We start from the raw sequence: 23,548 nt of genomic DNA on the forward strand, positions 1-23,548 counted from the left end.
CGTAGCCTCGCCCGGTATCGAAGCTCGATCGGGAAGGGGGCCGCCATGGCCATCGATCAGGAACGCGAAGATCTCATCCTCGCACTCGACAGTCAGCGCGAGCTGTTTCGAATCACCCTGCGTGGTCTCGACGAGCAGCAGGCACGTCAGCGCAGCACCGTCAGCGAGTTGACACTCGGTGGACTGCTGCACCATGTCGTCAACTGCGAGCGGCACTGGACAAAGGTCGTGGTCGAGCGCGATGAGACGGCGAAGCAGGAACTGGCCGAATTCGAGGGTGAATATGTGATGGCGCCCGACGATACGGTTGCGGGACTGCTGGCCGCCTGGGACGAGGTGGCGGAGGCGACCGCGAAGCTGATTCGCACCGAGCCGGATCTGAGCACATCCATTCCGACCCCGACGACACCGTGGACGCCCGACCGCGTGTGGTGGACCGTGCGGTTCACGCTGCTGCACGTGTTGCGCGAGATCGCCCACCACAGTGGGCACGCCGACATCATTCGGGAGGCGCTCGACGGTGCCAATACCACCTACCAGCGAGCCTGATGCGGATCCGTTCAGCCGTCCGGCCGGGGCTGTCGGCGGGGGCGGCTAGGGTGTAGCGCGTGGCGGGTGTCTTCGATCGGCTGGTTGGGCAGGATGCGGTCGAGTCCGAATTGCGGGCGGCCGCGGTCGCCGCGCGCGGGGGGACCGGCAATGGCGCGATGACGCATTCGTGGCTGTTCACCGGACCGCCCGGATCGGGGAGATCCGTTGCGGCGCTGTGCTTTGCGGCTGCGCTGCAGTGCACGGACGAGGGGGAGCCCGGATGTGGTCGGTGTCATGCGTGCACGACCACGATGGCCGGAACACACGGTGATGTGCGGCGGGTGATTCCGGAAGGGCTGAGCATCAGCACCAAGGAGATGCGCGAGATCGTGCAGATCGCCTCGCGGCGGCCGAGTACCGGTCGATGGCAGGTGGTGCTGATCGAAGACGCCGACCGGTTGACCGAGGCGGCGGGCAATGTGCTGTTGAAGGTGGTCGAGGAGCCACCGGATCGGACGGTATTCCTGCTGTGCGCGCCATCGGTGGATCCGGAGGACATCTCCGTGACGCTGCGGTCGCGCTGTCGGCATGTACATCTGGTGACGCCCTCGGTGCCCGCCATCGCACAGGTGCTGCGCGAGCGCGACAAACTCGATGAGAAGACCGCCACCTGGGCGGCGTCGGTCAGCGGCGGTCATGTCGGGCGAGCTCGGCGGTTGGCCACCGATGACGAAGCGCGTGCTCGTCGGCAGCGGGCGCTGGCGTTGGTAGGTGCGGTTTCGCGGCCCGGTGCCGCCTACGCGGCAGCGGATGAATTGGTGAAGTCCGCCGACGACGAGGCCAAGCAGATGAGTGCGGCCCGCGACGAACGTGAGCGCGAAGAATTGGCGACCGCACTCGGTGCGGGCGGCACCGGCAAAGGCGCCGCGGGTGCGACCCGAGGTTCGGCCGGTGTCCTCAAGGACCTGGAGCGCAGGCAGAAATCCCGCGCCACCCGCACCGGACGCGATGCCCTGGACCGCGCGCTGATCGACGTCGCGGGCGTCTACCGTGACGCGCTGGCCGTCCGCTTCGGCGCCGCCCGCAACGGTTCCGGCGTCACCCTCACCCACCCCGATATGTCCGACCAGATCCACGACCTCGCCGACTGTGTCCGCCCCGAGGGGCTGCTCCGCTCCATCGAAGCCGTCCTCGCCTGCCGCGAGGCCCTCGACCTCAACGTCAAACCCCGCTTCGCCCTCGCCGCCATGGTCGCCACGCTCATCTCCGCCCAATCCGCGTGACCGCTACCGTTTTCGCACCGAGACGACAGATTCGCCATGCCGCCTCAGCTCAGTCGGTAGAGCGCTTCACTGGTAAGTACAACGCATCACCGGGAGTCGCCGGGCTGGCCTAGGCCGTTCTCAGCCGGTCAAGGTCAGCCCGTTCAGCACGCCACTCTGTTCCGGGTCCTGGTTGCAGTCGATCGCGCAGCACATGACCGCGGTGCGAAACGACCACGAGAGCCCAGTCGGTCGTTCGGCCGACGTGGACCGGTGGGGATATTCTGGCAGGTGCCCGCTGGGTGAGTTCATGAGTTGCCGATGGTCGAGATTGATCCGTTCAAGACGCAGCGTGATGTCGGTTTTGATGTCGTCACGGAGTTGCGGGCTGCCGGGTTCGAGAACCCCGAGGAGATCGGGCGGGGCGGTTTCGGGGCGGTGTATCGGTGTACCCAGCTTTCCGTGGATCGCGCCGTCGCGGTAAAGGTGCTCACGGGCGAACTCGACGAGAATCGGGAGCGCTTCTTCCGCGAGCAACGTGTGATGGGGCGGTTGACCGGGCACCCGAATATCGTCGACATGCTGGAGGCTGGCGAGACCGGAAGCGGTCGCCGGTATCTGGTGATGCCATACCATGCTCGCGGCTCCCTCGACACGCGCATTCGCCGCGACGGTCCGTTATCGCTCGGCGACGTGCTACACCTCGGGGTGAAGATCGCCGGTGCGCTGGAAACGGCGCATCGGATAGAAGTTCTGCACCGCGATATCAAGCCGGGCAACATCCTGCTCACCGACTACGGTGAGCCCGCGTTGGCGGACTTCGGGATCGCCCACGTCGCCGGTGGATTCGAGACGGCGACCGGCACGGTCACCGGTTCACCGGCGTTCACCGCGCCGGAGGTGCTCGGCGGGGACGCACCGAGCCGGGCCTCGGATGTGTACGGGCTGGGGGCGACGTTGTTCTGTGCGCTGACCGGGCATGCGGCCTTCGAGCGCCGCAGCGGTGAGCAGGTGGTTGCGCAATTTCTGCGGATCACCCAGCAACCGATCCCGGATCTGCGCGAGCGGGGAATTCCGGACGATGTGTGCGCGGTGCTCGAGGCGGCGATGTCGCGCGAACCGCGGGACCGCCCCACCGCCGCGGTGCTGGGCGAGCAACTGCGTCAGGTGGCGCGCAATCATGGTTTCGCGGTCGATGAGATGGCACTGCAGGCCGAACCAGGAGCCGAGCATGCGGCGGTTGTTATGTCGGTGCCCGCGGCATGGGATCGTACTGGGAACCTGCCACTCGAGCTGACCAGCTTTGTCGATCGGCGGATCCAGGTAGCCGAGGTCAAGAACCTGCTGGCGGGGTCACGTCTGGTGACTCTGACCGGGATCGGCGGGGTCGGCAAGTCACGGCTGGCACTACAGGTCGCCCGCAAGGTGCGGCGGAGTTTCGCCGACGGCGTGTGGCTGGTCGGCCTGGGTGATCTGCGGGATGCGGCATTGTTGGTCGATGTCGTGGCCGCCGCCCTCGGCCTGCGAAACCAGGCTGCCCGGCCGGTACTCGAGGTGCTGATGGGATTCTTGTCATCGCGCAATCTGCTGCTGGTGCTGGACAATTGCGAGCACATGATCGAGGCGGTCGCGGAGCTGACCGAGTCGCTGCTGCGGGCCTGCCCGGAGGTGCGGATTCTGGCGACCAGTCGGGAGGCTCTCGGCGTCGGCGGGGAATCGATATTCGCCGTGCCCCCGCTGGGGATTCCCGATCCGACCGACAAGCCGACGCTGCGAGCGGCAGCCCGCTACGACGCGGTGACCTTGTTCGGCGAACGAGCTGCCGCGGCCGTGCCGGGCTTCGAGGTAGCCGACGACACCAGGCTGACCGTGGCCCGGATCTGTGCCCGGCTGGATGGGTTACCGCTGGCGATCGAGCTGGCCGCGGCCCGATTGCGGACGATGTCGCCCGCCCAGATCCTGTCCCGGCTGGACGACCGGTACGCCCTGCTGACTCGGGGGAGTCGCAGTGCCCCGGTGCGGCAGCAGACCCTGCGGTGGTGCATCGGCTGGAGCTATGACCTGTGCACGCCGGTCGAGCAGCGATTGTGGGACCAGCTGTCGGTGTTCGCTGGCAGTTTCGAGCTCGATGCCGCCGAGCAGGTATGCGGCACCGAGCTGACCGAGGCGGAATTGCTCGACGCGTTGTCCGCACTGGTCGACAAGTCGATCCTGATACGCGAGGAAACCGATGGCACGGTCCGCTTTCGGATGCTCGAGACCGTTCAGGAATACGGCAGGGAGCAAGCTGAGGACAGCGGAGCATACTCGGAATACGTTCGGCGGCACCGGGATTGGTGTGAGCGGTTGGCACTCGCGGCAGAGGCGGAGTGGATTGGGCCGCACCAGCTGACGTGGGTTGCCCGGTTGGATCGGGAGCTGCCGAATCTGCGGAAAGCGCTGGAATTCAGCCTGTCCGAATCGGATGACGGCGGGTTGCGGATAGCCACCGCTTTGTATCTGTTCTGGATGTTGCGTGGGCGGCAGGGCGAGGGACGCCGCTGGTGTGAACGCGCGCTCGCCCATTCGACCGGCGTGCAGACCCCTATCCGCGCCAAAGCGCTGCACGCCCTCTACACGTTGGTCGTCACGCAGGGGGACATTCCGGCCGCCGCCGACAAACTGGCACAGCTCGAGAGCCTGGCCGAGCAGACGGCCGACCCGCTGGTCAGAGCCCTGCTCGCTAATATCGAGGGCGCCAATTGTCTTGCGGGCGGTGATGCCGATCTGGCTCGCGCGGCTACCCTCCTGACCGATGCCATCGACTACTACGAGGCATCCGGTGACCTCAGGTTGCAGCTGGACGCTCGGACTCCGCTCGGATGGGCTTATGCGCTGCGAGGAGATATAGCGCGGGCCATCGCTTGTCACGAAAGATCACTCGCGATCACCGAATCCGCTGGTGAGACGATGTTTCGGTCGTGGGAGTCGTGGGCGTTGGGATTTGCCGTGTGGCGAAACGGTGAGCCCGACCGCGCCGAACACCTTTTGCGGGAGGGTATTCGAGCGGGCCGACTGGTGTCCGATCCGCTCGTTGTGACGGCCTGTTTGGAGACACTGGCCTGGATCGCGACCGAAAGGGACCATGCCCGGCGCGCCGCTGTGCTGCTGGGCGCCGCCGATACGCTGAGCCGCATCGTCGGCAGTGTCACCTTCATGTTTCCCAGTTCGCGTGTCTACCACGAGGAATGCGCGCGCAGCAGTCGCGAGATGCTCGGCGCGCGAGCATTCGAGGCGGCCCGTCAAGAAGGCGCCGCGATGAGTTTCGCTGCCGCAGTGGGCTTCGCACTCGGCGGGCGTGCCGAAGCGACCGCGCGGCCCTCTCGTTCGGGAGGAAACCTGACCAAGCGTGAGCGCCAAGTCGCCGATCTCGTTGCGCACGGTCTGACCAACAAGGCGATCGCCGCCCGGCTGGTGATTTCACAGCGCACCGCCGATGGACATGTGGAACATATCCTGACCAAGCTGGGATTCACCTCGCGCGCACAGATTGCGGCCTGGGCCGCCGAGCAGCCTGAATCCTGACCCCTCTTCTTTTGCGGCGGGCCGCATCGGCGACGTGGTGCGCGTCGCGAGCCTCGGTGTTGGAGGACTGGCCGGACGCCCGGTCCGGTCTGCGTTCGCGCTGCGATGACCTCCCGTTTTCGCGATCCGACCGCCGAGACGATAGACTCGCGTGGCCGAAAGGCACGCCGCCTTAGCTCAGTCGGTAGAGCGCTTCACTCGTAATGAAAAGGTCGGGGGTTCGATTCCCCCAGGCGGCTCCAGGTCAGAGGGTATTTTAACGGTGTTTACGAATAGTGTTCGGTGCCGCCAGTGTGCCAACGCTCGGGAGAAGTCCCCGCAGAACAGCCACTAGTTGGCTTCAGATCATCGGTTGTGGGTCGCTGGAGAGACAGTGAGATTGGCTGCTCATGGGGCACCAGGCTGCAACTTCCCATGCTGGTGGCGGCAGCGATCGTTGAGCTGTTTCGCGCGGCGCCTGGAGGATATTGCGAGCGTATTCGCCCTGGTCACAACAGTTTTCGGTCAGCGGCGGGACCTGTTCAGGCATCGCGAGTGTGTGGTGTAGGTGGTGCTGCTGTGTCGGCGCCGCCGGCGTGTCAAGCGCTGGAGGGGATGGACCGGCATGGCGATCTCGGGACCCTGCAGGCGTGCCAAAACCTGCGACCTTTTCATAGCGAAAGAGAGCTTTAACGTCCCGCTGGCATCATCCCGTCCAGCGAATACGGCCGTATTGTCCTTACCGAAGCTTTCAAGATTCCGCGCGTCGCAGGCACATCGAGGGGTCGGAGTGTCGTTCTGCTTCGTCTGGGACGGCATTTGCCATCCCGTGTGTCGATGCCGGAGCGTGTTGGCGTCGGGCTATTCGAAGAGCGCGGCTCCGGCTGCTTTCAAGTCTTCGGGGTGCGCGTCACTGTAGATGGATAGTGAGATCGCGGGGTCGTGGCCGTGCCAGGCGGCGACGATGTGTGGGGGAATGCCGCGTGCGAGCATGAGTGATACCGAGGTGTTGCGAAGGTGCTTCAAGGGGATGCGCTGGAGTCCGGCGCGGGTGCGGAGCCGTTGAAACTCGTCGCTGTACCACTCGGGTCTGACGGGTGCTCCGTCTTCGTGGGCGGCGATGAGCCGGTCGTCGGTCCAGGGGATGTCCAGCGCCTGGCATTCGGCTTGCTGCAGTGTCTTGAGGGCCGTCAAAGCTTCGGTGACGTCGGGTGGTGTGGGAAGGTCGCGGCGGCCGCGTCGGGATTTGGGTAGGTTCTCTTCGGTTTCCGAGCCGATTGCGACTCGGCCTCTGCGGACGCGGAGTGAGGTCTTGTCGAATCGGGTCCAGCGTGCAGCGAGTACTTCGCTGCGTCGCATCCCGTAGCAGGACAGTAGCCAGCAGGCGTAGAGCCGTTCGGTCCTAACGGATTCGCGGAATGCTTCGATCTCGGCGACTGTCCAGGATTTGCCTTCGATGGCGTCGTCGTCGTGTTCGGCGATGTCGTCGGGTGGTCGTTCGACGAGCGCGATCACGTTGCGCGGTAGAGCGCCTTGGTCGACGTAGGACTGCACGACCATGCTGAATGCGGTCAGGGTGGTCCGGACGGTGACCGGTTTGACTCCTTGTTCGTTCGAGGGCGTTTGCGCGGCGGTGTAGACCGCGCGACGGATTCGTGTGATGCGGCCGGTGCGGATGAGTGCTGACAGGCTGGTGTGTGCGTCGCCTTCGGGGAATTGGGCCTGGATCAGGCGGGCGGGGACGCCGTCGGGATGTTGGGCGATGTAGTCGGCGATGCGGGTTGTGAGGGAGTCGGGGTCGTAGCGGCGTTGGTCGACGCGGGCGGTGGTGAGCATCCATTCGACGAGTTTGTCGCCGTCGGGTTTGGTGAGTTCGGCGAGCTTGCGGCCGCCGAAGAACCGGCGGACTGGTTTGAGGTGGCTTTTGTAGTTGTTGAGGGTGACTCGGCGGATGGTGCGGCGGGAGGCGATCCATTCGTCGCATGCTTGGTTCACGGTGAGGTCGGTGAGGCGTATGTAGCGGCCGTCGGCGACTTCGGTTGCGATGCGGCGGTATTCGCGTCGTGCTTCGGTGATGGTGCGGTATGTGAAGCGTTGCCGGTCGCGGGTGCCGTCGGGTTTGGTGCCGACGTCGATCTGGAATGTGTATGTGACGGTGCCGTTTTTGGCGGTGCGGGTGTCGATTGGTTCGGCACGTCGGCGTTTCTTGGCTGACGCGGCTTCGGTCATGTCGCTGTTTCTCCTTGTCTACGTGGCTGATTCGCTTTCTCGGGTGGTGTGGGCGGCGAACTGTTATGGGTTGTCGGTCGATCGCATCTGAAGTGAAGCTCTCGGTTCCGTTGTTGTTCGCGTGCGGCGCGATCAGAGATGGCGTGGCGAGGGGCGATGGCGCGGGAGTACTCGAAGTCTGGCGAGTTCGAGTTGCCGTCGAGTGCAGTCGTTTTGTTCGATGTGCGGCGCCGTAGCGCGAGGTTCCTCGGGCAGTGCCTTCGCTGTGCCGCGAGAACCGTTGTTCCTGACCGTCACCCAGTGCGACGCCATCAGGGCAAGTTGTCGGAGCCGTTGTGGTTGGGCTGCCTTGATGGCTCGATCTGTGGTCACGGTGTCGGCATGAGTCGGCGGACCGCGGTGGCGGATCGGGGAGGTGTTGGTTGCTACCGCAGGGAGAAGGGGCATGCACGGTGGATGAGGGCTGGTTGTGCATGCGGCGGGCGAGGATGGCGTCCTACGGGCGTCGCTGGCGCCCGGCTCGGTGGTCAATGGGAGCAATCGGCGTACCCATGTGGACGGGATTCGCACTCGGATGCCGACTCGAATAGTCGGCCCTGCACCTGATGTCACCGCCCCGTAGACACTAGACCCGCCGACACTGAAGAGTCGGGCTGCGTCGGGGGCCGAGGCGGTTGGCTCGTTGAGCAGATGCTCGGGTGTGCCTTCAGCACCTGCACTGTCGCGCCATTGGTCAGTTGGCACGATCTGTTTTCTTCGCTGAGTTGGGCTGCAGCGAAGACCATGATTCCGGTATCAAGTTAGGCCTCGATTCACAGGCCGATCCGTGAATCATCCCCAATTAACAATAGAAGAGATTGCCTTCACCAATCCACGGCTCTGCGCGGCGATCGTGGACCGGCTCACTTTCGGGGGCAACATCATCGACACCGACTGCGAACGCTCGCCCACTCAAGGGGTCGGCTCGTCCACCCAGACGAGGAGTAGGGCGTCGCTTCGGCAACAATCAGGTGGTGGACAAGGGCACGCTTCCGAATGGGTGGACCATCGATGAGGTGCGGCGACGAGCGCAGGACAGCACCGTGGAGTTGTTGGATCCCAACACCTTGGTATTCCTGGCGCCACTCGAACCTAGCCAAGGAGTGTCCTTGGAAGTCGATCTGATCATCGGCTTCACCGGTCTGTGTCTCGCGCGGTCCGTCGACGACGGCGAGTGGTACATGGGTCATCGGGGCGAACCAGGGGAGCCGATCTTCTGCTGGTCCAGCTACGGCGCGGATCTCGGAACCGCGATTGACGGCCTGTAGTACAACTCCCAAGCACCACCGGACCGCGTCAGCCTAGTTGGCAGGCAGAAGCCCCTCACTTGCGCCAGAACGATGTCAATACGTCAGACCAACTGGCAACGGACATCAGCGAGACCGAACTGCATGTAGTGGTGGTGTACTCCGCGTACCGTCGGCTCGCTCCGTTCGCCAATCCTGTGACGCCGGTTGTTCGCGAATTTCGACGGCACTGGTATTCAGTGGTGATGACGAATGATGTGCTCTGTCAGTGAATTTGGACCATTGCCATCGAAGTTGGCCCATCGGGGAGTCTCTGCCGCTACGGTTGGCCCGTTCTGATCGAGTTCCGTTGATGGGAGCGGGATTTGGTTTCGGCTCCGGTGGATTCCTGGTTCGTCGATGGTGCACAGGCCGCGACCTGGCCGGAACATCCTGCATCGACCACGCCGCCAGATCGGTCACTGGCTGGTCCACGAGATCTTCCACGCCTGGACAGCGCGATCTCGATACGTTGATCCGATAGGGTCCGCACATGATTGAACTGTCCGGGCTGTTCAGCCCTGACTATCCGCCTTTCGAGGCGCCTCCCGACGACGACTTGGTCCGGTCGGTCGAGGCCGCACTGGGTCTGCGGCTCCCACCCGCCTACATCGCCCTGGCCCGGACGCACAATGGTGGCTATTTGGAACGTTCGGTTCATCCCGCCGACAACTCGACAACCTGGGCGGCAGACCACGTTGCAGTGGCTTCACTGGCGGCTATCGGCCGCGCGGCCGACTTCAGTTTGTGTGGGGAAACCGGAAGTCGATTCTGGCTTCAGGAGTGGGGATATCCCGATATCGGGATCTACTTCGCGGATTGCCCGTCGGCCGGTCACGACATGATCGCCCTCGACTACCGCGGCGGCGGAGAGCCGAGCGTGGTTCATGTCGATTCCGAAGTCGGATATCGAATTACCGTGCTCGCACCTGACTTCGCGACGTTTGTCAACGGCCTCGTCCGCGAAGCGGAGTTCAACGGCCAGCGATCGGCTACTTGACCACCGCTGACTTGGCCCAACTTCAGTGGCGAAACCCAAATTCGCTCTCCCACTCCAATTGGCCCACCCCAGGCCCAACTGCGCTGGCACAGGAAGGAATTTCGACAGCAGTGTTGCTGTGGGTCAGGGGCAGGCGTAGAGCAGGGTGCGCGGGCCAGGCTGGTAGCCGATGGCTTGGTACAGGCGCGCTGGCACTGGGTATGCCTGATCACCGCGGGGCAGGATCACCGCGTGGGTTGCCCCGAGGGACCGGAATACGTGCAGCAGGGCGATATTGACTGCTTTGGCCAGGCCCTTGCCGCGGAACGCGGGGGCGCAGGAGACCGGTTCGACCAAACCCACCTCGTTGAGATCGTCGTACCAGCCCAATGCCGAAGCGACCCACCCGCCGTCGGGCGCGACGACGACAAGGTCTGTCTGTGCCCTGTAGGGGTAGGTGGCCATGACATTTCGGTAGCTGTCAGCGGTGACGCGGGAACCGAAGTCCGACCAGCCCGCGCGGTGGGCGGTGGCGCGCCGCTCGGCGTCGTCCTCGGCGACGGGGGTGATGACGAACCCGTCCTGCAGCGGCGGCGGTGCTGGCAGTTCGGTCAGGTCACGGGTGTGCCGTCGGAAGAACGGTCCGTTGTCCTGCACTGTGTAACCACGTTCGGATAATGCCGCGCGCTCGTGACGGTCGGTCTCCATCACCAGGCAAGACCGTGCGGGGCCCGGGGCCACCGTTTCGAACCAGTCCAACAGTTGCGGCAACAGGTTGGTCGCGGCCGGGTCGACGAGTAGTTCCAAATGACCGGGCAGTTCCACCCACGCCCAGGCCAGCGCCACGCTGTCTTCCTCCCAGAGCGCCACGCGAAACGCTGACTCCGCGCCGGGGATCGAGTGCCAGCCCCACGCGATGTCTCCGATGTGGAACCGACGCTCGGGTGACCAGGCACGCTGCGCCAACGATTGCAGGCGAACGAGATACTCAGGCTCTTCGCAATCGCGTCGCGTGGCCATGATGTCCCTTCCCTGGTGCTGGTTGGTTCATCCTCGAACCAATTTCGATACACGGCAACCCATTTCAGCCGCGGCTGGAGGAAGTGAATGGGGAGGTTCGTAGTGGATATGTTCCCGGGTGAAGGCGGGCCAACCGGTGGAATCATCGGTGGAGGCGCCGGTGGAAGGAAGGGGATAGTAGTAGCAGTGGGAGCCGAGAGGACTCCATGAGAGTCCGAGATATTTATGCGGATGCGGTTGCAGGGGAAAGCATAAAGAGCAGATGAAGTAGGTACCAACACTGGAATGAACCCGCCTCGAGCCAGGAGGGTATTGGCTCGAGAGGTCATTGATGCGTGGGATGGGATGTTAGGTTGTTGATGGGCGAGATGGGAAGTGGTATGGCGGATTCTGAGATTGTAGAAATTCGGTTCTCGGCTGGCAGTGCAGAGAAGATCACCGTGCAGTTCGAGCCGCTGGGAACTTGGTTCGATCTGGCCGACGATGATTACATTATCCTTCGAACGCCACGAAATAAGATCGACGCGCTCCAAGTGGAGGTCTTGCCTTCTGGTATCAAGGTCTGGGTCGCTTACCCTGAAGATCGCGTTTGGTCCGACGAACACATCATTCTGGATCGACATATGGTGGAGATCGGCAGGCTATAAGGCCGCCATTTCGTGGTCATCCGGTGGTGAATATCACGCATTACCGGCCCGTAGTCGCGTCGGGTTCGTTGTGGAAGGTTTGTCAGTTCGATGAAATAAGTTTGCTGTCATCTCTCGTTGGGAAAACCGAGAGCCTTTTCAGATCTCAGCGCTTCCTGCGGAGGCGGATCATGGAAAATTCCGCCGTCACGACGTGTACTCACGCTGGTTCACGGGAGGAGCGGAAATAGCAAGCCATCGTTGGTAGTCCGGAAAATCTGATGCCGAACTACGGGGTCTTGTCAGCAAAGCAGAGGCGCAAGCACTACGGGACTTCGTGTGCTCGTCCGTGACCGTGCCGCTTGGCGACTCCGCGTAGCGCGTCGTCGAGGTTGGCGTGTCGTCGAGGTTGGCGTGTCGGAAGTTCGTGCTGCTCAGGGGCGACACAGTTCGGCCCCGAACGACACACGCAACTCGGCGTTGTCAAGCGGTCGCGACCGTCAACCGCATTCCCTTCTCTCGTTCGATCAAGAAGACGCAGGCGAAGTTCCGGTTTTCGGCCCATGTCACTCGACGCCTCTGTTGACTCAGACCCGTGACCGGCGTCGGCCGGAGCGCAAACCTCCAGCGGGCCAACCACAACGCGCCGCAGGAACCTTACGAGCCAGCCCCGACCCGGCGTTTACAGGGCGCTACGGTCGGTGATCATCCAGCACGTCCAAGCCGGTGACGTTCATGTCCGCCGGAAGCCAGCTTCGGCTCGGGTTGACGGCGCCAGGTCTCTGGGAACTACCGATTGCGTCTCAGAGGCTGTGGCCGAATTCTGCAAGTGAGTGACATATATCATAGTTTGGGCATGTGAAGCCCGAACGGTCGGAACTGTGGTCGTCGCGTCTGCGCTACGGGTAACGACGCACGATTCGAGTTCGGAATCGTCTGAAAATTGTTGTAGTGCAAGCCTTCTGGGTCTGGATCGCCTTTTGCTGGTCCGCTGCTGGGGCACGTGTCATGGTGGCGGTCGAGTGGGGTAAGGCTCCTACCTCGGCCGACGCTGATGATAGAGAGCCGGGCTAAGTGGGGGACGATTGAGAGCCGCAGTTTTGTCGATCCGGCATTGTGGTTGCTGTGCAAGCGGTTTCGTTGCGGTATTCCCGAAACCGGCTCCTGGGTGGGGCTGCCGGATCGCTACAGTTGAGTCACGCTACCTGCAGGCTGTGGCCGCCCCCGGCTCTATGTGACCTACCACGCGCGGGTCGGCTCGACCGTAAGGCCGAATATTGTTGGCTGGCAACGTATCGCACCGTAGTTTCGATCCATAACAGGATGGTTGCCGTGATTGCTGTGGTCACGAAAACCGCATGGCTGCAATGGTTTAACTTGCTGCCGCTACTGGTATTCGAATCGAGCAAAATTGGCCTAGCACATCCAAATAGTATGTCAACTGGGCTGTTTCACGGTCTGGTCTATCAATCGGTGATCGGCGTAAAAATACCTGGATTGTCGAATTCGCTTGGTTGACAGGTCAATCTCATCTGGCACGATGCTCAGGACGGGCTCGCCTGAAACATGCTGCGCCGTAGACGAATTGAATGATCGGTCCAGCCGAAGAGGTCAAGTGGCTCGCGGGCAGGCCTAGCTGTGACGTAATTAACACCACCTCCTGTCCAGGTCGCAGTTTCTTCTGTCGAGGGGCATTTGCCCTGTTGTTACGCTTCGCCTGTTTTGTGAAGGCTGTGTGAAGCCTGTGTGTGGGCTCGGTGTTTGGTGTGGAGTGGTGATGAGGGTTCCCCGTCGGGGCGGCGCTTTGGTGCGCTGGTTATCCGTCTTTTGGCTTTTCCGCAGTGCGGTGGCGTGGTCAATTGTTTTGGTGATGTTGTTGATCGCGACGGTGACGCAGATTGTTGTGTCACCGGCAGCGTTCGCGGCGCCAAAGGGCAAGGATCCGCGGACTATGCCGCTGATGCTTTCCGCCGCCAAGACTAAGGCTGACGCGAAGAGCAAGCCTGCCCCGGCCCCGGAAGCGGACTTCACGCCGCTGCTCGCACGTGGAGGTTCCGGTGGGAAGAGCAGTTTCGATCCGAAGACGTCGAAAGAAACTGGCCGGACCGCGGATTCGATCGAGTTCACCAACGTCAATGGCACCAAGACTTTGGTGTTGTCACAGGTTCCGCTCGGTGTTGCCAACGGCAAGGGTGGCTGGGACCCGGTCGATACCCGGTTGGTGGAGAAGAAGGATTCCAAGCGGGTCGCCGCGGCGCGTACCGAGGTCGGGATCGAACTCGCGGAGTTCGCCAACGACCCGGCGCTATTCCGGGTGAACCAGAACGGCACCCCGGTCACGTTGGAGCTCAAGGGTGCGGACAAGGCTGGCCGTAAGGTCACTGGATCGACCGCGACGTATGCGAACGCGCTGCTGAATACCGATGTGACCTATGAAGTCTCGGCGGATGCGATCAAGGAATCGATCGTCCTGAAGAAGGCGTCCGCGGTGGGTGAGGGCCGGTGGGTTTTCAAGCTCAACACCGGCGATCTCACCCCGAAGGTCGACGGTCGCACGGTCAAGATCTCCGACAAGTCGGGCAAGGTCGTGGCGGCGCTGCCGCCGATCGAAGTGTGGGACTCTTCAGGAAACGCGAAGGACAAGAAGGGCTCGGCCCGCACCGGTGGCACATACACCCTGACCCGCGATGGTGATGCATGGCAGCTCACGGTCACGGTGGACAAGAAGTGGTTGAAGGATTCCGCCCGGAAGTTCCCGATCGTGGTGGACCCGACCTACACATTCGGTTTCGGCCTGCAGTCCGAGGCGATCGCCTACCGGCAAGGCGCCGCACCTTGCACGGCGGAGGACGACTGCGGTATCCGTACCGGCAACGCTCGCACAGCGCAAGGCCAGAACGCCTTCTGGCGTACCGCGATCCGCTACAACCTGCAGCCACTCGCGGGCAAGACCATCACCGGCGCGCGCATGGACCTGAAGCTGCTCGCACCGTTGGCGGAGATGAAACCCGCTTCGCAACTGACCCTGTATCAAGCGACCTCACCGTTGGGTTATGGCGCGCTCGGTCAGGAGTTGGCATCGGCCAGCATCGGTGAAAACGGTTCGCTGAGCACGTCAGCGTTGACGAACGTGGTCGGTGACCGCGCCAAAGCCACCGACAAGAACCTGTGGTTCATGTTGGGTGGTACCGAAACCGACACCTACTCCTACAAGCAGCTGCTGGCGGCGTTGATCGTCGACTACAGCGACGGTGGAACGCCGCCTGCGGGTCCGTCGGTGAATCTCGTTGGTCCCGTGGAGGATGCGATCATCGCGACCGACACTCCGACACTGGAGGTCAGCGCGGCCGCGGCTGGGACTATGTACTGCTTCAAGGTCTCCACCGGTTTCGACGGCCGCTCCGGCAGCGTGGTCGACTCCGGCTGCCTGAACACCCCGAAATGGACCGTTCCCCAATATGTTCTGCGCGACGGCGGCCGCTACTCCTGGACCGTGGCGACCGTGCCCTCCGGTGGGGCGACGCCGACGCCATCGAACTGGGTCGGACACTTCACCGTTGATAAGCGCATGGGTCGACCTGGACCGGCACCGAGCGACAAGGTTGGGCCGGTCACAGTCAATCTGTTCAACGGCAACCTTTATACCGAGGCTGCGGGACCGGTTTTCGAGGCGCTTGGTGGTTCCGCAGGTGTTACCTTCACGTACAACTCGCGGCAGACCGGAGACTCCCACGGTGTGCGGGCATCGTATTTCAACGACGCCGATCACAATGGCGCCGCAGACCCGAGTCCGGTGATGGTCCGCAGCGAAGCACAAGTGAATCTGGACTGGGGCAACATCTGGAGCAATGTATCGGAAAACCTTCCGTGGAAGGAAGATCCGATGCCCGCTGCGCTGGACAAGCAGTGGTTCGTCGTCCGGTGGGAGGGCTATTTCCAAGCGCCGGTGACCGGTGACTTCAGCTTCGCTGGTTCGCATGCCGACGGTGCGAAGATTTGGGTCGACAACAACGTCGTCTACGACAACCCGAACGCTGCGACTGTCAGCACGGATTTCTCGACAGCGACGGCGAAGAAGACCACCGATGTGTCGTTGACTGCCGGCCAGCGCGTGCCGATCAAGATCGAGCTGTATCACCGCTCGACTGACAAACCGCGGATGGTGTTGTGGGCCAAGAGCACCACCGGCACCAGTCAGCGCACCCACAACCTGAACCCTCGGATCGCGACGACGGACTGGCTGTACTCCCAAGAGCCTGCCCCGCTTCCGGGCGGATGGAACCTCGGCTTGATGAGCAGTGACTACGGCTACGCTGAGATGCTCGACGGGTCGGTCGTGCTCACCGACATCGCGGGCGGCAAACACACCTGGGTCAAGTCCTCGGCCAGCGGCTATATGCCGCCGAAGGATGAGGACGGTGTCCTCGCTGTCGATGCCGGTGGCCGAATCTCGGTCACCAGGGACGGCGTGGTGTCGGTGTTCAACGTCGACGGCACGCTGGCGGCTGTGTCGAAGGTGGACGACAGCAAGAAACCAGCGTCACTGCAGTACCTCTACAGCGGCACCCCAGCCCGGCTGACCCAAATCAAAGATCCGGTATCGGGCCGGGCGCACACGCTGTACTACAACACCGACGACAGCAACAGCTGCTACGGCGGTGCCTCGTTCCCTACGGGCGCATACCCGGCGCCGATGCAGAAGCTGTGCCGCATCAAGTACTGGGACGGCACAGAAACACGCCTCTGGTACATGGTGGGTGCCCTCGCTCGAATCGAGAACCCCGGCTCCGAAATACGCGACTACAGCTACTTCAATCTGGAGGCCGCGAAGCTCGATTACGACCAGGCCGGTGGCGATACCGAGAAGAAACTCAAGGCGATCGATAGTGTCGGTGCGCTGAACGAGGCCCGCGACAGTGTGGCGGTCGATTGGCGTGCAACGCAGGCGTCGTTCTCTGGCAACACCGAACGCACGCTGATCGAGTACGACGGGTTCCTCGATAACCCCCAGCAGCCCCCACACTCACGAGCGATCCGGGTCACCGCACCGTCAGCCGACGGCCGCACCCTCGCACCTCGGGTGGCGCGCACGTATCGCTACGACATTCCCGGCAAGAAGGCATACGTCGACGTTGCCGGGATCCAGCAGACGGGTGTGCGCACCGTGAGCTGGGACGATGCCGGCCGCTGGCTGACATCGACCGACACGAACGGTGACACGGTCCGCGCTGAATGGAACGCGAAAGACAAAATGACGGGCGCGGTCGACACAACCGGTCGCCGGTCGACAGTCCTCTACGACCACGCGAATCGGCCTACAGACGGGTACGGCCCGGCTCCGGCGGCATGCTTCAACGGACAGCTGCCGAAGCCGGAGTGCGCACCGACCACCCCGCACACCCACAAGGCATACGACGAAAATCTGGTCGGCTTGGAGGCCGCCCTCTACGACAACCCATTCCTGGCCGGTGTCCCGAAAGAGTGGACGACGGGCGTCGGCTCCACTGACGGCAGCTTGAGCCGTAATTGGGGTTCGACGCCACCAGTAGCGAACACCGCGGGTTGGTCTGGCCGGTTCATGGGCGACATCAAGTTCCCCACGACCGGCGAGTACAAACTCGGGCTCACTGTTGTCGACGGCGTCCGGTTGTGGATCGATGACGTCCTCACCGTCGACAGCTGGATCGACAAGACCGCCACAGCCGTCAACGGCACCTACACCAACACCGCAGCTGGTAGTTGGCATCGCATCCGCGTCGACTACTACAACCGTAGCGGCACATCTGGCGCGCTCGACTTCACCTGGACACCTCCGGGTGCCGGCGCCGCGGTGACCGTACCGGGACAGAACCTCGCGCCCCGCTACGGGCTCGAGACGACGCGGGCCACCGACAGCAGCTCCGGCGGCAGCATCGAACGCGCACCGTCGACCATGATTGCTACCGGCTATTCGGACCCGGCCAACGGCATCGACCCGGTGTTCGGGTTGGCGGTGTCCAAGACTGGCGACCCGGGCGGGGTCAACCTGACCAGCCGTTCGTTGTTCGAGCAGCCCGGCCAGGGTTTTCTGCGTCGACTGGGCGCGACATTACCGGCGGGTGACATCGCCAACCCCGACAAACGCGCCAGCTCCACCTATTACGGGGACACCGAAACTCGGGCGAACCCGTGTGATTCGAACTCTGCAGCCGTCAACCAAGGGGGGCGGGTCAAAACCGTTCGCACGTCCAAAAACTCGGGCGGCTCGGCAAACGCGCTCGAGACGGTGTACGACGCAACGGGCCGTATCGTCGCCACCCGAACCAACAATGAGCCGTGGTCATGTCTGACCTACGACGCTCGGGGTCGAACCCTCAAGAAGTCGTTCCCCGCGATGGGTAACCAACCGGCGCGCACTGTCAACTACGACTACGCCGTCGGTGGTGACCCGCTGAAGAAAAAGGTTAGCGACGACAGCGGATCGACCACCACCGTGATCGACCTGCTCGGCCGGGTCACGTCCTATACGGACGCCAACGGGGTAACCACCACGACTGGATACGACGCCGCTGGGCGAAAGACCAGCGAGACCTCCACCGCCAAAGGGGTCAGCTCCACTCTGAACTACCAGTGGAACGACGCATTTCGCCTGACCCGCCTGGACCTGGATGGAGTTACGGTCGCTACCCCCGGTTACAACGCGGGGATCCTGGTGGCAGTGGCGTACGGGAACGGGTCGAACCTCGCGATCGGCCATAACGATGCCGGCGCGCTTGCAAACCTGTCTTGGACGGTCTCCGGGTCCACGCTGGTCGATACGGTCACCCGTTCTCGGGATCTGCGCATCACCGACGAAACCATCACCGACTCTGCCAATGGTGGCAGTAGCTACAACAACAGCTACACCTACGACGGTGTCGGTCGACTGGTCGCGGCCACGGTGCCGTCCCACCAGCTGACCTACGCGTTCGCCGGTGACAACGGGTGCGGTCCGAACCAGAAGGCGGGATTGAACACGAACCGTACGGCCTTCGCTGACAGCTTCAACGGCGCAGCTCCCGCGATCACCAACTATTGCTATGACGACGCCGACCGGTTGTTGTCTACTAACGGAGCGACAAACCTGTCGTTCACCTACGACAACTACGGCAACGCGATCACGGTCGGAACCGACACACTCGGCTACGACTCCACCAACCGGCACGTGTCCACCACGACCGCGGCCGGACGCTCGGTGACTTACACGCGCGACGTCACCGACCGCATCTCGGGCCGCTCGGTGCAGGACACCACAAACCCCGAGCAGGTGACTCGCTATGGCTTCATCGGCGACTCCGGCGGCCCCGACTTCGTTCTTGACGGATCCGGAAATCTGCGTCAGCGAATGCTGAAACTGCCCGGCGGAGCCCTACTCACCAAGAATTACACCCAGACCAACACCACCAACTGGTCCTACGCCAACATCCATGGCGACATCTTGTTCACTGCTGATAGCACCGGCGCTCGGACCGGCGCGCTCCACCTGTACGACCCGTTCGGTCAGAACATCGACCCGGTAAGCGGCGCTATTGGTGACATCCCCATCCCGGCCACCGCCGAGGGTGGCATGGACTTCGGATACCTCGGCCAGCACACGGTTCCGATCGAACACGTCGCCAGCCAGCAAGCCCTTGAAATGGGAGCCCGGACCTATCTGCCGATCCTGGGCAGGTTCCTGCAGGTCGACCCAGTTCCCGGCGGATCGGCTAACAGCTACGACTACGTCAACGGCGACCCGATCAACTCCTTGGATCTCACCGGAACGATTTCCATCTCTCCCGGAGACCTGGCAGTCGGGATCGGTGTCGGTGCCGCCATCGGCGTGGGCGCAGTGGTCGGCGGCCCCGTAGTCGCCGCCATGGCACTCGGTGCAGGAGCTGCAGCGATCATCGTCAACGAAGCCACCAAAGACGACGACAACAACAAAAGCAAGACCGTCCCGGCAGACGCCAAATCGTCAACGCCTACCCAAGCCGCCGCACCAGGCCAAACGCCGAAGCCCCCTCAGGAGCGGGGCCCACGAGCCGATGTTCCCAAAATGGAAGGAGGCAAAAGCATGGCTGACGTCGGCCGCCCGATCTGGGGCAATGGGAAGCCATCGGTGGAAAGTCTTGCCGGAAAATCTGATGCAGAGCTGCGGGGCCTTGCCAGCAAAGCAGACGCGCAAGCGCTACGGGACTTCTACAACCAAAGTGCTGAAAGCGGCTACGGAGCGGAAACGGCTGGTGAGCGGGTAAAAATGCTGGATAAAATACTCGAAGCATACAAAAATGAGAGGTGATGAGATGAGCTCAACACCACAAACAGTCGACCTCAAGTTCGGGTCGGTCCCAGGGGCAACCATCATGGTTCAATTCGAGCCCCTTGGGACTCTGTTCGAAGTCTCTGACGGTGACTACGTCGTTCTGCGCGCACCACTACATGCGGTCGGATCGATCGAAGTTCTAGGTTTTCCGTCGGGCATAAGTGTGTGGGTGCTTCACGGCGAGGAGTACATAATCTTCGATCGAAACGGCGCCGAGCTGGATCGGCTGTGACCAGGATGCTGTCTGGAAGTCCTGTTGCATAGGCTGAAATAAGTCGTGGTTCGGTTAGTTCTTCGGCGGTAGATGTTCCGTCGGCGACACCTGGCTAGTGAATTAGCCACCCGATTGTCATTTGTATTTGTCGTACCGGCTTGCGACATGTCAGACAGCTGAAAGGCGTCATATCAATGAACAGATTGAATGTATTCCGTGCAGGAATCGTTGCCGGATTTGTGGTCGGTGCACTTGGATTGTCGGCGGCGATTGCGACCGCAGAGCCGATTCCGTTGACTCCGTACACCGACGTGGACCAGCCGGCCGATCACGGCTCGGATGGGTCCGGGCATGCGGGTCCGGCGAGCAGTGGTTCTTCGTTTTCGGGGCCGGGGTTTTCGGGTTCGTCGGCCAGTGGGTCGTCGGGCTCGTTCAATACCGGGTCGCAGGATGGCGGGGATGGCAGTGGATCCGTTGAAGGGGCTGTGGCGGGTTTCCTTGGCCGGATCATCCGTGGCGTGGTGACCGGCTCCTGAAGCCCCGGGGTAGAAGTGCCAGGAGGAGTTGGCCGGTGGCTGTGGAGAAAGGCGATCGGCCAGGGGCACGTCGAGTGATCCGTCATGTGAGATCGCGTGCCCGATGGGGATGTGACGTGCTGGTTCTTCTGCAGGTGGTCAATGCGCGAACGGTGCGTATAGAGAAAGAAAGCAGTGCGTGGTGCGAGTAGCCGACAACAACGAGGCCGGACGCGGGGATCCCGAGGCAACCGAGGTCATCCGAGTACCAGAGAACACTTTCGATGACGAGCAGATGTTCGAGGACAACGAGCCCGAAAGCCATGATCCCGAGGCGACCGAGGTCATCGCGCTCCCATCGAATGCCTTCGATGAGCACGGCGTACCAGAGGCCGGAACGGGCGTGGACGGCACGACCTCAGGTGATGTCGAGGTAGACCCTGTTGACGATTCGGGGCCGCGTCTTGTTCGGCGTTGGCGGCAGTTCGTCGAGTATGTGAAGACCGACGATGCTCGTCGGCATCTGCCCTACGCCGCGGCGGTGGCTGCTTTGATCACTGTGGGGATCGGGATTTGGGTAGCGACCGGGGTGCGCGGGGAGGACTCCGATGCGGTCAGTGATGCCGCTGATGCGTCGGAGTTGTCGGGGACGCAGAGCTTCGATGACATCACCGCGCTGCTGCCCGGCGGTTACAGCACCACTGAGGTCACGCCGACGGCGTCGGGTTCGGTGTCCGAGACGCCGAGTGATGTGCCCCCGCCGGGCGAGGAGTTGAGTGTCGCGGCCGGTGCCAGCGAAGAGCCGGTCGCTTCGGACGCTGTCACGATTACCGAGACTGCCCCGGTCGGGGCCGTCAGTGCGGATTCGGTCGCGACCGAGACCACCACCGAAACGCAAACCGAGACGCCTGCCCCGTCGACGATCACCGAGACCTCGGCGGCATCGCAGTGGCCCAACGTCTCGCTCAATGGCAGCGTGTCTGTGCAGGCCCCATCACCGCAGCCGAGGACAGATACCCCGCAAACGGTGGTTGTCCAGCCGTCCACGGTCACCGTAACCGTCACCGTCCCGGCGCAGAGCACGTCCCGGTCCGCGGCGCCATCGGTGACCAGAACGACCACGCCGAAGTCGACCTCTTGCCGCCCACCGGCGACAACCACCACGAAACCGAAAACGACAACAACGACCGCTCGGCCATCAGTGACACAGACGCAGCGTCCGCAGCCATCGACGACGACGTCGAAGAAGCCTGCCAACACGAGCTCCTCACCACGTCCGTGCGGGTAGACGACCGGCCCCGGTCGCGCGCACGCCGCGGGCGTGACGATGGGAATCAGGCACAGACCGACGGCAGATTCACGCTGAACCCGGGTCAACGACGCGTCCCGGGAGGTCGCTACGGGCTGCTGGTATCAGTGATCACTGCTGTGGCCGTCGCTGGATGCGGCAAAGGGACAGAACGTGAAACCATCGGTGCGGTACCAGGCGTCGGCGACCCGGTCCCGGCGATCCAGCTCGTCGCGGGTAGCCGCCATAGCGACCCGCTCAAGGATTGGGCGCAGCGCCGCGCCGACAAGTCCGGGATCCCGGCGCGAGCACTGCAAGCCTACGGCTACGCCACGGTGGTCCTGGCGAAAACGCAACCCGCCTGCCACCTCGGGTGGACGACCCTGGCCGGCATCGCCCGCGTGGAAAGCGACCACGGCCGCCACCGGGGTGCGCAGATAGCGATCGACGGCCAAGTGAAACCACCGATCCGCGGCGTCGCACTCGATGGCACCAACGGCAACGCCCGCATCATCGATCCCGACGCCACAGCTCGTGCCGGGCGCACCGTATACGCGAAGGCCTCCGGGCCGTTCCAGTTCATCCCCGATACCTGGAAACGCTGGGGCGTGCGCGCCGACACCGACTACACAACATTGACGGGCATCCTCGAGAAAACCACACCCAACGTCTCCAACGACGTAAGGGGTAGCCCGGACAACATCGATGACGCGGCACTGGCCGCAGGACGCTACCTGTGCGCATCCGGCGGCGACTTGGCCACTGCCCGCGGCTGGAGGAAAGCCATATTCGCCTACAACCACTCCGACTCCTACGTGAGCCAAATACGAGCCACGGCGACAGCCTATGCAAAATAGGCCCCTAATCCGATCGAAAGGTCACTGAGGCCTGTATTCGAGCGCTGCGTGGCTTCCGGTCGCCGAACCGCATAATGCGGATAACTTTATGCTGTCGCACTGAATTGCGAATTCGCCCGTACGTTGTCTCGCATCGGGTATCCGCTTTCTGCTGCTACTGCAGTCGTGGTCAACGTGGTGGTTCGGTGTCACAGGACCTCAATCACCTTCCTTCTCGACAGTGGGCGAGAGGGTGATTCGACGTGCTTGTAAATGGGTGGATGATATCGCTGCACGCCTTCTCTGAGGAACAGAGTAATTTTGATGAGTTTCCCTTTTCGAGTTGTCATCCCAAATGGAAGCGTGTTAAAAATTAATGGCCGCAGAGTTTATCTACTCGGCCGCGACCTCAGTGGGGACCATATGGGTTGCGATGCACTTTTCTGATGAGGAGAAATTTTATGCACAAGGTTCGTTGGATCGGTGCTGCCGTTGTCGCGGCATCGGGTCTGATGCTGGGAGTAGCGGGGACGGCCTCGGCTGCCGAGACGGCTCCGGCCGCCACCGCCGTCGGCTCCGGCTCGTCGAGCAATCGGGTCGGGCTACTCGAGTTGCTGGCTACCGGTAGCAGCGACTCTGGTTCGTCGGCCAGCGGTGGAATCACCCTGGGTGCCGGCAACGTAGCCGCCACCCCTCTGTCCACCGGCAGTGCCAGCACTGGTAGCTCGGCCTTGTGTCTCACCAACCCGACCACTACCGGCTGCCCGAAGTAATTCTTGCTCGGTCAGAGCCGGGACCAGCGTCGCCGCGTGCGGTCGCTGCAGGTCGCGGTGGTCAGTGGTGTCCTGGCCTCAATC

General features: G+C 62.9%; 13 protein-coding genes, 1 tRNA gene and 1 pseudogene. 13 read left to right on the forward strand and 2 right to left on the reverse strand.

What is annotated here, in order from left to right:
* Positions 1-45: 45 nt before the first annotated feature.
* The 4 genes from ACQPZ2_RS03115 (at position 46) to ACQPZ2_RS03130 (ending at position 5,599) form a co-directional block, all read left to right on the forward strand.
* A complete protein-coding gene (locus ACQPZ2_RS03115; RefSeq protein WP_433524211.1) occupies positions 46-549 on the forward strand; it encodes a DinB family protein in 504 nt (167 codons plus the stop codon).
* A 59-nt stretch (positions 550-608) separates the two neighbouring features.
* The gene (locus tag ACQPZ2_RS03120) at positions 609-1,814 is read left to right on the forward strand and encodes a DNA polymerase III subunit delta' (protein WP_433524212.1); all 1,206 of its coding nucleotides are present in this window, start codon (positions 609-611) and stop codon (positions 1,812-1,814) included.
* A 300-nt stretch (positions 1,815-2,114) separates the two neighbouring features.
* Complete coding sequence (locus ACQPZ2_RS03125) at positions 2,115-5,357, forward strand: protein kinase domain-containing protein (RefSeq protein ID WP_433524213.1); 3,243 nt, start codon at positions 2,115-2,117, stop codon at positions 5,355-5,357.
* A 166-nt stretch (positions 5,358-5,523) separates the two neighbouring features.
* Positions 5,524-5,599: transfer RNA gene (locus tag ACQPZ2_RS03130), tRNA-Thr, on the forward strand.
* A gap of 598 nt (positions 5,600-6,197) precedes the next feature.
* On the opposite strand, the gene ACQPZ2_RS03135 is transcribed toward ACQPZ2_RS03130, so the two are convergent.
* Positions 6,198-7,565: a site-specific integrase gene (locus tag ACQPZ2_RS03135; RefSeq protein ID WP_433524214.1), complete on the reverse strand. Its 1,368-nt coding sequence runs from the start codon at positions 7,563-7,565 to the stop codon at positions 6,198-6,200.
* A gap of 862 nt (positions 7,566-8,427) precedes the next feature.
* On the opposite strand from ACQPZ2_RS03135, the pseudogene ACQPZ2_RS03140 reads away from it, so the two are divergent.
* The 3 genes and pseudogenes from ACQPZ2_RS03140 to ACQPZ2_RS03150 form a co-directional block, all read left to right on the forward strand.
* Positions 8,428-8,619, forward strand: a pseudogene (locus tag ACQPZ2_RS03140) (hypothetical protein); the annotation flags it as partial.
* Positions 8,579-8,872, forward strand: a complete 294-nt coding sequence (locus ACQPZ2_RS03145; protein ID WP_433524215.1) for a hypothetical protein — start codon at positions 8,579-8,581, stop codon at positions 8,870-8,872. The pseudogene ACQPZ2_RS03140 and the gene ACQPZ2_RS03145, both read left to right, overlap by 41 nt.
* Positions 8,873-9,383: 511 nt before the next feature.
* Positions 9,384-9,890, forward strand: coding sequence for an SMI1/KNR4 family protein (locus ACQPZ2_RS03150; protein WP_433524216.1), 507 nt, complete (start codon positions 9,384-9,386; stop codon positions 9,888-9,890).
* A 123-nt stretch (positions 9,891-10,013) separates the two neighbouring features.
* Here ACQPZ2_RS03150 and ACQPZ2_RS03155 read toward each other — a convergent pair whose 3' ends face one another.
* On the reverse strand, positions 10,014-10,889 hold the full coding sequence (locus tag ACQPZ2_RS03155; RefSeq protein WP_433524217.1) for a GNAT family N-acetyltransferase: 876 nt from the start codon (positions 10,887-10,889) through the stop codon (positions 10,014-10,016).
* Between the two features lie 359 nt (positions 10,890-11,248).
* Here ACQPZ2_RS03155 and ACQPZ2_RS03160 point away from each other — a divergent pair, with 359 nt between their 5' ends.
* The 6 genes from ACQPZ2_RS03160 to ACQPZ2_RS03185 all read left to right on the forward strand — a co-directional run bounded on the left by ACQPZ2_RS03160 (position 11,249) and on the right by ACQPZ2_RS03185 (position 23,464).
* Complete coding sequence (locus tag ACQPZ2_RS03160; protein ID WP_433524218.1) at positions 11,249-11,536, forward strand: hypothetical protein; 288 nt, start codon at positions 11,249-11,251, stop codon at positions 11,534-11,536.
* A gap of 1,311 nt (positions 11,537-12,847) precedes the next feature.
* On the forward strand, positions 12,848-13,033 hold the full coding sequence (locus ACQPZ2_RS03165) for a hypothetical protein (protein ID WP_433524219.1): 186 nt from the start codon (positions 12,848-12,850) through the stop codon (positions 13,031-13,033).
* Between the two features lie 433 nt (positions 13,034-13,466).
* Positions 13,467-19,814: a PA14 domain-containing protein gene (locus ACQPZ2_RS03170; protein WP_433524220.1), complete on the forward strand. Its 6,348-nt coding sequence runs from the start codon at positions 13,467-13,469 to the stop codon at positions 19,812-19,814.
* A 955-nt stretch (positions 19,815-20,769) separates the two neighbouring features.
* Positions 20,770-21,855: a hypothetical protein gene (locus ACQPZ2_RS03175; protein WP_433524221.1), complete on the forward strand. Its 1,086-nt coding sequence runs from the start codon at positions 20,770-20,772 to the stop codon at positions 21,853-21,855.
* 128 nt (positions 21,856-21,983) lie between these two features.
* Positions 21,984-22,712 carry a lytic transglycosylase domain-containing protein gene (locus tag ACQPZ2_RS03180; RefSeq protein ID WP_433524222.1) on the forward strand — a complete coding sequence of 243 codons (729 nt, stop codon included), beginning with the start codon at positions 21,984-21,986 and terminating at the stop codon, positions 22,710-22,712.
* Between the two features lie 440 nt (positions 22,713-23,152).
* Complete coding sequence (locus tag ACQPZ2_RS03185) at positions 23,153-23,464, forward strand: hypothetical protein (RefSeq protein ID WP_433524223.1); 312 nt, start codon at positions 23,153-23,155, stop codon at positions 23,462-23,464.
* Positions 23,465-23,548 lie beyond the last annotated feature (84 nt).

Source organism: Nocardia pseudovaccinii (assembly GCF_050942345.1).
In the GTDB taxonomy this organism is placed as follows: Bacteria; Actinomycetota; Actinomycetes; order Mycobacteriales; family Mycobacteriaceae; genus Nocardia; species Nocardia pseudovaccinii.